Origin of the sequence: Mesorhizobium sp. M0011, from assembly GCF_040324155.1 — a bacterium.
Classification (GTDB): Bacteria; Pseudomonadota; Alphaproteobacteria; order Rhizobiales; family Rhizobiaceae; genus Mesorhizobium.
On the sequence record NZ_JAMYVQ010000001.1, the window covers coordinates 427,934 to 439,827 of the forward strand.

General features: G+C 61.9%; 14 protein-coding genes. 6 read left to right on the forward strand and 8 right to left on the reverse strand.

Annotated elements, in window-relative coordinates; all coding sequences use genetic code 11:
• Positions 1 to 20: 20 nt before the first annotated feature.
• Positions 21 to 1,457 (reverse strand): ribosome biogenesis GTPase Der, encoded by a 1,437-nt coding sequence (gene der / locus NKK51_RS02060; protein WP_352440008.1) that lies wholly within the window; start codon positions 1,455 to 1,457, stop codon positions 21 to 23.
• A complete protein-coding gene (locus NKK51_RS02065) occupies positions 1,454 to 2,119 on the reverse strand; it encodes a tetratricopeptide repeat protein (protein WP_023808683.1) in 666 nt (221 codons plus the stop codon). The genes der and NKK51_RS02065 overlap by 4 nt, the downstream gene beginning before the upstream one ends.
• A 214-nt stretch (positions 2,120 to 2,333) precedes the next feature.
• Between NKK51_RS02065 and NKK51_RS02070 the strand changes: the two genes are divergently transcribed.
• Positions 2,334 to 3,332 carry a polysaccharide deacetylase family protein gene (locus NKK51_RS02070; RefSeq protein WP_352550986.1) on the forward strand — a complete coding sequence of 333 codons (999 nt, stop codon included), beginning with the start codon at positions 2,334 to 2,336 and terminating at the stop codon, positions 3,330 to 3,332.
• A gap of 35 nt (positions 3,333 to 3,367) precedes the next feature.
• On the opposite strand, the gene sbmA is transcribed toward NKK51_RS02070, so the two are convergent.
• From sbmA to NKK51_RS02085, 3 genes are all read right to left on the reverse strand, one after another.
• Positions 3,368 to 4,627, reverse strand: a complete 1,260-nt coding sequence (gene sbmA, locus NKK51_RS02075; protein ID WP_352550891.1) for a peptide antibiotic transporter SbmA — start codon at positions 4,625 to 4,627, stop codon at positions 3,368 to 3,370.
• Positions 4,628 to 4,740: 113 nt separating this feature from the next.
• The gene (locus NKK51_RS02080) at positions 4,741 to 5,901 is read right to left on the reverse strand and encodes a YbfB/YjiJ family MFS transporter (RefSeq protein WP_352550893.1); all 1,161 of its coding nucleotides are present in this window, start codon (positions 5,899 to 5,901) and stop codon (positions 4,741 to 4,743) included.
• A gap of 113 nt (positions 5,902 to 6,014) precedes the next feature.
• A complete protein-coding gene (locus NKK51_RS02085; protein ID WP_352550895.1) occupies positions 6,015 to 6,236 on the reverse strand; it encodes a hypothetical protein in 222 nt (73 codons plus the stop codon).
• Positions 6,237 to 6,330: 94 nt separating this feature from the next.
• On the opposite strand from NKK51_RS02085, the gene NKK51_RS02090 reads away from it, so the two are divergent.
• From NKK51_RS02090 to NKK51_RS02100, 3 genes are read left to right on the forward strand one after another with little or no spacing between them, the layout of a single operon-like run.
• Positions 6,331 to 7,323: a LysR substrate-binding domain-containing protein gene (locus NKK51_RS02090; protein ID WP_023808688.1), complete on the forward strand. Its 993-nt coding sequence runs from the start codon at positions 6,331 to 6,333 to the stop codon at positions 7,321 to 7,323.
• Positions 7,320 to 8,576 carry an aminopeptidase gene (locus NKK51_RS02095; protein WP_352550897.1) on the forward strand — a complete coding sequence of 419 codons (1,257 nt, stop codon included), beginning with the start codon at positions 7,320 to 7,322 and terminating at the stop codon, positions 8,574 to 8,576. Before NKK51_RS02090 ends, NKK51_RS02095 begins: the two co-directional genes overlap by 4 nt.
• Positions 8,577 to 8,598: 22 nt before the next feature.
• A complete protein-coding gene (locus tag NKK51_RS02100; protein WP_352550899.1) occupies positions 8,599 to 8,955 on the forward strand; it encodes a DUF488 domain-containing protein in 357 nt (118 codons plus the stop codon).
• Between the two features lie 221 nt (positions 8,956 to 9,176).
• Here NKK51_RS02100 and NKK51_RS02105 read toward each other — a convergent pair whose 3' ends face one another.
• Positions 9,177 to 9,524, reverse strand: coding sequence for an ArsC family reductase (locus NKK51_RS02105; protein ID WP_023808691.1), 348 nt, complete (start codon positions 9,522 to 9,524; stop codon positions 9,177 to 9,179).
• 146 nt (positions 9,525 to 9,670) lie between these two features.
• Here NKK51_RS02105 and NKK51_RS02110 point away from each other — a divergent pair, with 146 nt between their 5' ends.
• Together NKK51_RS02110 and NKK51_RS02115 are read left to right on the forward strand one after the other, a co-directional pair.
• Positions 9,671 to 10,027 carry an ArsR/SmtB family transcription factor gene (locus tag NKK51_RS02110; RefSeq protein WP_023808692.1) on the forward strand — a complete coding sequence of 119 codons (357 nt, stop codon included), beginning with the start codon at positions 9,671 to 9,673 and terminating at the stop codon, positions 10,025 to 10,027.
• Positions 10,024 to 10,503, forward strand: coding sequence for an SRPBCC family protein (locus NKK51_RS02115; protein ID WP_352550902.1), 480 nt, complete (start codon positions 10,024 to 10,026; stop codon positions 10,501 to 10,503). Before NKK51_RS02110 ends, NKK51_RS02115 begins: the two co-directional genes overlap by 4 nt.
• 103 nt (positions 10,504 to 10,606) lie before the next feature.
• Here the strand turns inward: NKK51_RS02115 and NKK51_RS02120 are convergent, their stop codons facing one another.
• A complete protein-coding gene (locus NKK51_RS02120; RefSeq protein WP_352550904.1) occupies positions 10,607 to 10,960 on the reverse strand; it encodes a SnoaL-like domain-containing protein in 354 nt (117 codons plus the stop codon).
• 131 nt (positions 10,961 to 11,091) lie between these two features.
• Positions 11,092 to 11,721, reverse strand: coding sequence for a 2'-5' RNA ligase family protein (locus NKK51_RS02125; RefSeq protein WP_352550906.1), 630 nt, complete (start codon positions 11,719 to 11,721; stop codon positions 11,092 to 11,094).
• Positions 11,722 to 11,894: the final 173 nt, after the last annotated feature.

An 11,894-nucleotide genomic window follows, 5' to 3' on the forward strand; every position in this document is an offset into this window, starting at 1 on the left:
CGCCAGGTGGGCGCCGACGATCAGCTGCGTTTCTTGTTTGACCTGCCGGCGAACGGGTTGTCCGACGTGCGCAGCGCAATGCGGATCGGCACGCCGGGCATGTCGAAGGCTTCGCGCAGGCTGTTGGAGAGGTAGCGGACATAGGATTGCGGCATCGCGTCGGGCCGCGAGCACTGGACGACGAAGCCCGGCGGACGGGTCTTGGCCTGGGTGACGTACTTGACCTTCAGCCGGCGCCCGGCAACAGCAGGCGGCGGATGATGCGCCAGGATGCCCTCCAGCCAGCGGTTGAGCTTGCCGGTCGAGACGCGGCTGTTCCACACCTTGTGGGTCTTGATGACGGCATCCATCAGCTTGTCGAGGCCGCGCCCGGTCTCGGCCGAGACGGGTACGGCCTGCATGCCGCGCGCCTGGGGAAGAAGCCGTTCCGTCTTCTCGCGCAGTTCGGCCAGAAGCTCCTGGGGATGGTCGATCAGATCCCATTTGTTGAAGGCGATCACCGGCGCCCGGCCTTCCCTGATGATCAGGTCGGCGATCTGCAGATCCTGCTTCTCGAAGGGGATGGTGGCGTCGAGGACGATGATGACGATCTCGGCAAACCGGATGGCGCGCAGACCGTCCTGCACCGACATCACTTCCAGCTTTTCGTGGATCCTGGCCTTGCGGCGCATGCCGGCCGTGTCGAACAGTTTCAGGCGGCGGCCATGCCAATCCCAATCGACCGAGATCGAATCACGGGTGATGCCGGCTTCCGGTCCGGTGAGCAGCCGCTCTTCACCGATCAGCGCGTTGATCAGCGTCGACTTGCCGGCATTGGGGCGGCCGACGACGGCAATGCGCATCGGTTTGGTGTCGTCATAGGCGTGCTCGGCATCCGGATCGGCGATATCCTCGCCGATCAGCACCTCGCCGGCAGCGACGTCTTCGTCTTCGCCATCTTCTTCTTCGCCGAAGGCGCGCGCTTCGCCGAGCGCGCCAATCACGGCGTCGCGCAAATCGGGCATGCCCTGGCCATGCTCGGCCGAAACCGGGATCGGCTCGCCAAGGCCGAGCTCCCAGGCTTCCAGCATGCCGCCCTGGGCGCCCTTCGCCTCGGCCTTGTTGGCGACCAGCACGACCGGCTTGCCGGACTTGCGCACGATCTCGGCGAAGGTCCTGTCGTCAGGCAACAGGCCGGACTTGGCGTCGATGGTGAAGAAGATCAGGTCGGCTTCGCGGATGGCGATCTCGGTCTGCGCACGCATGCGGCCGGGCAAGGTCGAGGCGCCAGCGTCCTCGAAGCCGGCGGTGTCGATGACATCGAAATGCAGGTCGTAGAGCTTGGCGGCATGGACGCGACGGTCGCGGGTGACGCCCGGCGTGTCGTCGACGAGCGCCAGCTTCCTTCCCACCAGCCGATTGAAAAGAGTCGATTTGCCGACGTTAGGTCTGCCGATGATGGCGACTTTGAAGGTCACGACGCACTGCCCGACCCGCGGATCAGCTCGGACATCAATGTTGCGCGCTCGCGGGTGTTGCGCGGGGCGCCGTCATCGGCGGCGATCTGGTCGAACAGTTTCAGCGCATCCTGCGTCTTGCCTTCCTTCCAGGCGGAAAGGCCGAGTGCCTCGCGCGCCGTGTGGCGCAGCGTGTTGGTGTCGGATGTGAGCGCTTCGACACGGCTGGAGACGTCGGCAAAGGAGCCGTGGTCGACAAGCAGCAGTGCTGCCCGCAGGCGCGCCATGTCGCGAATGCCCTGGGGAATGGCCGTATCGGCGGCGACTTCGTCGAAATCCTTGACGGCGGCGGGGACGTCACCCTTGTTCGCCTTGACGGTCGCGCCGCGCATGCGGGCGAGCAATGGATAAGCGCCGTAGCCATCCTTCTCCAACTGATCGAGCGCGGTCAGCGCCTCATCGTTCTTGCCGTCATTGGCGAGCTTCAGCGCCTGCGAGAACGCATCGCCCGAGCGGTTGGCGCGCGTCTCGTCCCAATAGCGGTAGCCGACGAAGGCGGCGGTGCCGAGCACCACGAGGATCGCAACGACAATCAGAGCGGGGCCAAAACGGTCCCACAGCGCCTGCGCCTGTTCGCGACGGATCTCGTCGTTGACTTCACGGATAAAACTGTCGTCGGACATCAAATCAAACCATTCCTGCCCCGTCGGGCCTTTGTCAGCCCGCGTTTTAGCGAAATTTTGCCGGCATGGAAGGGGTTCAACCGGAAAATCGCCTATTGTCCGGGGCAAACGGATGTTTGCCCCGGACAAGCAGCCGAAAAGGCTCATCGCACCCACGCCACATTTAGGCGATAGCCGGCTTGCAGACGTTCCCCGAGTGAAGATCAGATTGCCTATGCTTCGTCCGTTCCGCGTTGTTGCGTTTTCGCTTGCCGCGCTCACCACTGGTGGCGGGGCTTTGGCCGATCCGCCGGTGCCGGCAAAGCCGAAACAGGTCGTCATCATCTCATTCGACAGCGCCCGCGATATTTCGCAATGGAAACGCAGCCGGGCATTGGCTGAGCGCACCGGCGCGCATTTCACCTATTTTCTGTCCTGCGTCTTCCTGCTGTCGACGGAGACGCGCAAGGAGTACACCGCACCCGGCAAAAGCGCCGGCAAATCCAACATCGGCTTTGCCGCCTCCAAGCAGGAAGTCACCGAGCGGCTCGAACAGATCGGCCTTGCCGCGCATGAAGGCCACGACATCGCCAGCCATGGCTGCGGCCATTTCGACGGCAAGGACTGGAGCAAGGCGGACTGGCTGAAAGAGTTCAGTTCGTTCGAGCACATTCTCGAAAACGCCTATGCGATCAACGGCATTGCACCCGAACCACAGGGCTGGCGCGATTTCGCGCGGCATGCGGTGGTCGGCTTTCGCGCGCCGTACCTGTCGACCAGCAAGGCGCTTTACGAAGCGCTGCCGGCGGCCGGATATCAATTCGATGCCAGCGGCGTCTCGCAAGGCCCTGCCCGACCGACGGCCAGCAACGGCATCATGCACTTTTCCCTGCCTCAGATTCCCGAAGGACCAAAGTCGCGGCCGGTGATTGCCATGGACTACAACCTCTATGTCAGGCATTCCGGCGGCTTCGAGCGGCCAAGCCAAGCGGGCGAGTTCGCCAACCGGACCTATGCTGCCTTCCGCGCCGCCTTCGACAAGCAGTATGCGGGAAAACGCATTCCGCTGGAACTCGGCTTCCACTTCGCGCTGATGAATGACGGCGCCTACTGGAACGCGCTGGAGCGCTTTGCCGGCGACGTCTGCGTCAAAGCCGATGTCGAATGCATCAGTTTTCGCGATTATGTTTCGCGCCAGGATGCTGGCCAAAGGCAGGTCTCGGTCGGCGGCTGAGCCGCCAACCCGGTTCGATTTCCAACCCTCGGTTTTTAGGCTGGGTCCTCGGCGCCCTGCCTTGCCAGATAGCGCTGGTCGATTTCAGGCAGCGGCTCGCCTTGCAGCGTCGCCTCGAAGGCGCGCAGGCGCTTGTGGACCGATTGCAGCTCGACGATGGTCGACCAGGAGGTGAGCAGAAACTGCAGCGACCCCGTCACCTTGCCGAATGCGTTCGAAATCTGGTTCAGCGCGCCGAACGTTATCTTGTGCGCCACCAGCGAGGGACCGAGGATCAGCAGCGAGAAAATGTTGTCGGCCTGCAGGTAGGTGTAACGGACGACGTTGAAATAGATGTAGTGAAAATAGAGCCTGAAATAATTGTGACGAACATTCTCGAACAGCTCGGCGGTGGTGGCCGGCTGGGCCCGGTCCGCATGATCCTCGCCGTAGACGAGTTCCTTGCGGTAGGCGGCTTCGACACGCTGGTTGCGGAACTGCAGCCCTGGAAGTTTCAGACCGGCAACCATGACCGAGATCGTCCCGAACAGACACCAGGCAAGGGCCGCGACAACCAATGGCTGCGGGATCGCGCCGATAATCGGCAACTCGGTGATATGGGCCTGCAACTGGATCATGACCGGCAGGAATGCGATCAACGTCATGATCGACTGGACGAAGCTGGAGCCGAGATCTTCCATGATCTGCGAGAACCGCATCGTGTCTTCCTGGATACGCTGCGAGGCACCCTCGATATGGCGCAGCCTGCCCCAGTTCTCGACGAAGTAGTTGTTCATCGCCGTGCGCCAACGGAAGATCCAGTGACTGACGATGAAGGCATTGACCACCTGCACATTCATGCCGACCAGCGCCAGCCACGAAAAATCGGCCAATCCGACATAAAATTCGCTGTTGGTCGACTTTCCAGTCCCCGACATCAGGCCCTGCACATAGTCGAAGAAAGGCCCATACCAGGCGTTGACGGCGACACTGACCTGCACATTGAAATAGATGAAGAACAGGATGACCGCGGTCATCAGGATCGACCAGCGCTGCCATGGATGCGGCGAATACCAGCTCCAGAATGCGTAGAAGACGAGCACGCAGAACGCGAAATAGAGATAAAACCACAGAAATGGCGGCGATATGAGGATGGCGATGCCGATGATGGGCGGCGCGCCGGCCGCGGCGGGCGGTAACCCGAAAACCGCACCTAATTGTTCACCACCGAAGAACCAGAACAGGATCGCCGCAAGGCTCCAGACGGCGGCCGAAGTGAAGAACAGCTTCGGCTGCGGGAAAAAGGATACGAACACTGTGGCGAATTCCTCGATCTAGGCGCAAATCAGCTGACGACAGCGGGCATAAAGTCACACATTAGTGGGAAAGAAAATGCCCGTGCCCGATGCCCGGCACAGCAAGCCCACAATCATGGCGATTTTGGCGCAGCCGACCATGTGATGGCGCCGGAGACGACCAGCACGATTGCGGCGGTGATCGAGGCGAGGAAGAAATCGCCGGACATTTGCGCCAGAAATCCGGCGGCGACCGGCCCGATGATCTGGCCAAGGCCGAAGGCAGCCGTCATCAGGGCAAAGATCCGCCGCGGCGCGTCTGGCGCCTGCTGCCGGGCGGCCTGCAGGCCAAAGGCGGTGATGGCAATGAAGGTGCCGCCGAGCAGCACGCCGGCGAGCAGCGGCCCGGTGGCTCCGCCGATGGCGACGCTGGCGGTGACGCCGGCAACTTCGATGAAGCACGCCAGCGCATAGGCGGCATAGAGGCCGGTCCGGGCTGCGATCTTCTGCCAGAGCCAGACCGAGGGAAAGCCCGCAAGACCGGCGACCATCCACACCATGGCCTCGAAAATGCGGCTGCCGCCGCCTTGCCGGACGATGGCGACCAGGAATGTCGCCGTCACCACATAGCCAGAGCCGAACAGGCCGTAGGCGATGATGACCTTGACCAACGACCGGTCCATCCGCAGTGCCGGCTCGCGGGCGACTTCGCCGTTTCCGAGCGGCCCCTCATTGACCAACAGAGCCACGAGGACGAAACCACAGGCCGAAATAGCCGCCGACCACAGCCAGCCTGCCGCCCAGCCCGAATGCTCGGCGACCAGCACCGCCATCATCGCCGCCGATGCCGCTATGCCGAGCCCGACGCCGCCGAAATGCCAGGCCTGCAGGTCGTTACGACCGGCAGCCGCGATATGGCTGAACACGATGCTGGCCATGAAAACCATGACGAAGGCGCTGGCCAGACCGGCCAGAAAGCGGATGGCGAGAAAGGCCGCCATCGCTTCGGTCAACCCCATCAGCGTGGCAAGGACCGCACTGGCGCCAAGCCCCGCCAGCATCAGCAGGCGCTCGCGCCCATGCGCCCAGCCGCCCGCCGCTGCCAACGCGCCGACGAGGTAGCCGAGATAATTGGCCGACGCGATCCAGCCGGCATCGGCAGGCGACAGATGCAGTTCCTGCATCATCCCGGGCAGGATCGGCGTGTAGACGAAACGGCCGATGCCCATGGCAATCGCCATGGCAATCATGCCGGCGAGAGCGAAACGCAGCGCTGTCGAGGTGGCTGATGTCATTGCACTGCACAATAAGTGCAGGGATCGCTGAAACAATCGCCATCTGTTGGGCCAGTGCGTACGCGGGACGTGCTCGCCTCGACTTTCCTCAAGCCGGAACGCTTGGCACCTGCTCAGCAGCGACCGCCGGCGCATAGTGGAACCGTCTCGTGCACTGTCCGCCGTGCCGTCAGCCTGAACGGCACATCGCCCAGTTCGCGCTCCGACATGGTGTTCAGCACCGGATGCGAAAGCGGATCGATCAGCCATCTCTGCGTTTCGCTGTCCTGGCGCGGCTCATGCGAAGTAGTCGCAGCGAAAAAGACCTTCAGCGATGACGACAATATCCTCAGCATTTCCGGCTCCACAGATCTGTCTCTCCCGAGAAAATCTGCCGTTTCGACATGCCTTTCAATTGAGATTTCAGCCGGATCAGTTTAGAAAAACTCAATGGCCATGCTCAACCGCGTCCATCTCAACGGCCTCCGCGCCGTCGAAACCGTTGCCCGTCTCGGATCGCTGGCGGCGGCGGCCGGTGAGCTCAACGTTTCCGTCAGCGCCGTCAGCCAACAGATCAGCCGTACCGAAAAACAGCTCGGCCAAGCGCTGTTTGAGCGAACGGCGAGCGGTCTGGTGCTGACCGAATTCGGCGCCGTCTTCGCGGCCCGCCTTGGTGCTGGATTTCGTGAGCTTTCACAGGCCGTGGCGCTGGCCGACGAGGCGACGCAATGCACATTGGTGGTTTCGGTGGCGCCGGCCTTTGCCTCGAAGTGGCTGTTGCCCAGGCTATCTCGCCACTTCGACCGGCATCCCAACGTGCTGCTGCGCATCGACGCTTCGGTGCGGCTGGCCAATCTCGATCACTCGGACATCGACATCGCCATCCGGCTTGGCGACGGCAAATGGCCTGGCGGGCGGGCGGAACTGCTCTTGGCGCAGGAAGTCTTCCCGGTCTGCGCGCCGGCGATCGCCCAAAAACTGAAGTCGATCGAGGACCTTGCCCAGACCTGCGCGATCACCGACGAGCGAGCGATGATCAACTGGGAAAGCTGGTTCGAGACAGCCGGCGTTCCACCCGTCACCTTCCTGAAGGGCGCGCGTTTCACAGACCCGATGCTGTGCCTGGAATCGGCAATCGCCGGCCACGGCGTGATGCTGGGCTGGCAATTGCTCGCCGCCGATGCGCTGGCCGATGGGCGGCTGGTGGCGCCGTTCGGAATCCGCGCCCAGAGCGGGCTCGGCTATTGGCTGGTGACCTCGTCCGTCAAGGCGGAAAGCCGCAAGGTCCGGGATTTCAAGCTCTGGATCAGGGAAGAGATCGAGGCAACCATGGCGCGGTTCGGGTCCGCAAACCCAGCACCCGCCGGCGCGATCGCGGTGGAAAGCACCGCGCCGCCGCTCTATGGTAGGTCGGACATCAAACTACGACAGGCAGGATCATGACCACACATTCGCGCGGCGTTTCCGCATCGATCGACCCGGTGAAGCTCGACAGGCTGGCGGAAGTCGCCATCAAGGTCGGGCTGCAATTGCAGCCAGGACAGGATCTGGTGCTGACCTCATCGATCGCGGCACTGCCGTTGACCAGGCGGATCGTCGAGCATGCCTACAAGGCCGGCGCCGGGCTGGTGACGCCGATCTTCAACGATGACGAGATGACGCTGGCCCGCTACCGTTTCGGCGCCGACGCGAGCTTCGACCGCGCCGCCGGCTGGCTTTATGAGGGCATGGCGAAAGCCTTTGCCAACAATGCGGCGCGGCTTGCCGTGCGCGGCGAGGATCCGTCGCTGTTGTCGGCACAGGACCCGGCGAAAGTGGCGCGCGCCAACAAGGCGAATTCGATGGCCTACCAGCCGGCGCTGGAAAAGATCACCGGCTTCGACATCAACTGGAACATCGTCGCCTATCCGGACCTCGCCTGGGCCAAACAGGTCTTCCCCGGCGATGCCGACGATGTTGCGGTCGTGAAGCTCGCCGATGCCATCTTCGCCGCGTCGCGGGTCGATGTTGAGGACCCGATCGGCAATTGGAAGGCGCACAACGCAGCACTTCGCAGCCGCACCGAATGGCTCAACGGCCATAATTTCCATGCGCTGCACTTCACCGGACCCGGCACCGACCTGACGGTTGGACTGGCAGACGGCCATGAATGGATGGGCGGCGCCTCGATCGCCAAGAACGGCATCACCTGCAACCCCAACATCCCGACCGAGGAGGTCTTCACCACGCCGCACGCAAGGCGGGTCGAGGGTCATGTTTCCTCGACCAAGCCGCTGTCCTACCAGGGCACGCTGATCGACGACATCTCGGTGCGTTTCGAAGGAGGCAGGATCGTCGAGGCCAAGGCCTCGAAGGGCGAGGATGTGCTGAAGAAGGTACTCGACACCGACGAGGGCGCGCGCCGCCTCGGCGAAGTGGCGCTGGTGCCGCATTCCTCGCCGATCTCGGCAAGCGGGCTGTTGTTCTTCAACACGCTGTTCGATGAGAACGCCGCCTGCCACATCGCGCTCGGCCAGTGCTATTCGAAGTGCTTTGTCGACGGCGCCTCGCTCAGCCAGGACGAGATCGCGGCGCGCGGCGGCAACAAGAGTTTAATCCACATCGACTGGATGATCGGCTCGGACAAGATCGACATCGATGGCGTCCACAAGGACGGCGCCCGCGTGCCCGTCATGCGCAAGGGCGAGTGGGCCTGAGGTTTCCGGCCAGCGAGGTGTGATGACCTTCGACATCGCGGTCAAGCGCATCTACGAGCCACCCGCGCCCGATGACGGGCAGCGGGTTCTGGTCGACCGCATCTGGCCACGCGGCGTCAGCAAGGAACACGCCGGGCTGGCGCTGTGGTTGAAGGAGATCGCGCCGAGCGACGAGCTGCGAAAGTGGTTCGGACATGAGCCGGCGCGCTGGGCGGCGTTTCAGGAGCGGTATCGTGCTGAGCTGGACGGGAACGGCGAGGCGGTAGGTGAATTGCGCGGCCTGCTCCGCCACGGCAAGGTGACGCTGCTCTACGGCGCGCATGACGAGGCGCACAACAATGCGGTGGCGCTGGCGGCATTTCTCAGAAAGACGGATTGAAGGGCGCCCACAATCTGTAAGGTCGGCGATTGGCCAATCTCCCCCCTTGCGGGGGAGATGCCCGGCAGGGCAGAGGGGGGTGCTGTCCCGCCGACCTATCAGCCAATCACCGGCCAAATTCTGAGACGAACAGTCAAAGGGTGGCGATCCTTCACACCCCCCTCTGGCCTGCCGGCCATCCCCCGCAAGGGGGAGATTGGCAGCGTCGCCTTCTCGCTACGCTACTTCACCGCCGCCTGATAAACATCAGCCTTGAACCCCACCAGAATCCGATCACCGACCTCCAGCACCGGCCGCTTGATCACGGTCGGCTTGGCCAGCATCAACGCCTTGGCCTTCTTTTCATCCAGGCCCTGCTTGTCCTTTTCCGCCAGTTCGCGAAACGTCGTACTCGCCTTGTTGAGCAGCTTTTCCCAGCCGACCTTGCCAACCCAGCCGTCAAGACGCTTGGCGTCCAGCCCCTCTGCCCTGAAATCGTGAAAACGGTAGGAAACATCATGGCCCTCCAGCCAGACGCGCGCCTTCTTGACGGTGTCGCAGGTGGTGATGCCGTAGATGATGATCGTCAAAACAGTGGCCCTTCCGATTTCGAATCTGACCGCAGATTAAGGACGCTCTGCGCGCTTTGCCAGCGCTCCCCGGCATCCCTTCGGTTTGCTCTTGCCAACGCTAAGGAATTTTCCTAAGTGTTTTGACAGCGCCTCAGGACCAACCAATGACAAGCCTTCAGACCACAACTCCGAGCCGTCCACCGATCGACGGCATCTTTCGCGCACTGTCCGATCCGACGCGGCGACGCGTGGTGGAGCGGCTGAACCGCAGCCCTGCCTCGGTCAGCGAGCTTGCCCAACCGTTCGACATGGCCCTGCCCTCCTTCATCGAACATCTCAAAATCCTCGAAGGTTGCGGGCTGGTGCGCTCGCAAAAGACCGGCCGGGTCAGGACCTATCAACTGGCACCCGAGCCGCTGAAGCTTGCCGAAAACTGGCTGGCCGAACAGCGCACGCTGTGGGAGCGCCGCCTCGACCAGTTCGACGCCTATGTGATGACCCTCCAGGAGACAGAAAAATGATCTATCCCCTCAAGCCGGATCCCAGACTGGACCTCGTGCTGGAGCGCGTCATCGATGCGCCGCGCGAATTGCTGTGGCGCGCCTTGACGACGCCTGAGCATGTCAAGCAATGGTTCACGCCTAGGCCTTGGATGATCACCGACTGCGAGATCGACCTTAGGCCGGGCGGTCTGTTCCGGACGCGCATGCAGTCGCCCGACGGCAATGAGGTCAACGACCGCCATTGCTGCTATCTCGAAATCGTGCCGAACGAGCGGCTGGTGTGGACGGATGCATTGTTGCCGGGTTACCGGCCGTCAGGGGAACCCTTCATAACCGCTGTCATTTCCTTGCAGCCGGACGGCAAGGGCACGCGCTACACCGCCACCGCCATCCATCGCGACGAGGCGACCCGCAACAACCATGAAGAGATGGGTTTCTTCGATGGCTGGGGCACGGTGGCCGATCAGCTTGCGCAGTACGTGAAGACCATTTGAGCCTCTCACATGGCGGCCTGGGACATCGTCCCGGCTGCCATGCTTATTTTTCAACCTTCAGCGACGAGACCGAGCTCCCGCAAGCCGATGGTATTTCACGGCCTCAATAATAGAAGCGCTCTTCGGTGATCTTGCCGTTTTTGACCGTGTAGAGGCCAACTTCATCCATGGTGACACGCTCGCCGGTAGCCTTGGGCGTTATGTTGAACTTGAAGCGCACCGCGAACTGGTCTCCGTTGACGTAGGGGCCCTCGACCGAGCCGCCATGCACTTCATTGTTCTCCTGCCACCATTGGCCCTTCTGCCTGAGCGCCTCCTTGCCATGGGAGATGGCCATCGGCCCCGCCATGGCTTCGAGACTGATTATATCATCGGCGTTGTACTTCTCGGCAGCAGCTTCGTTATCGCCCTGCTTGAGCAGCTCGGTGAAATCCTTGGCAATTTCCGCGATGGTCATTTGTGTTCCTCCTGTCAGACGCACTGCAAATGGGGAACAGCTTGCTGGCCTGCCATCGTCGGGCCACGTCGTAGCTGACAAGCCATGTCAGCATGATGGTCCCGCGGACATATGACGATGATTTGGGGCGTCTACATCGCGGGCCGGGCATCGTCCTGGCCCGTCAATTGCCAACGGTAAGGCACCTCGTACCGACCTTGCTGGATGAAGCTCTGGACGAGCGCAAAATCCCGCACTGTCCAACTGATACGGTCAATCGCCCTTTCGCGAATTTTGGGCACTCCCACTTTGTCACGAAGCAGCGTGACATGCGGTTCAATGGATTTTGTGAGAAAGAGCTTTAACGGGCTATCCGAAATCACCGCTGTGAGGTTTCGCCAGAATTCTTGCAGCGAAGGATTGCCGTCGCTGTTGCGTAAAACAAGCGCGCCACCGCCAAAAGCGCACAAACGATCAAAAGAAACGTCGAATGGTTTTGCGACAATCATCGAGCCTATGTGGTGAGCGAGCTCTACCAACCCCTCCGGCAATCCGTCATGGTCGCCGAGTCCAACAAGCGAGATGTGATTGGCAACTATTTTCCCTTTCAGCCCGAGTTCCTGCCGCCAAGTGGTTGCTTGTAAAGCGATAGGGTCGGCGATGGTGCCTTCCATCAGGTGACAGAAGAACAACCGATCAGTGCGACGACGCCTGCTCCGCTCATGCCAATTGAAAGATGTTTGACCGTTTTCGGCTGTGTTGAATGTGGGCAGTTCGTTCATGTCCTTCCTCTTTTTGCGCCACCCATCTCCGCCAAGCCGGAGATTTTAGAACAAAAAGGGAACATAGCAAGCGAAATGAAGCGAGCGTTGGGGCTTTCCGGATCCGCGCCGCGAGTTCAACGGTCGAAGAAGCCCCTGTGAGTTGGACTGAAAGCCTACGCCCTCGACCTTGA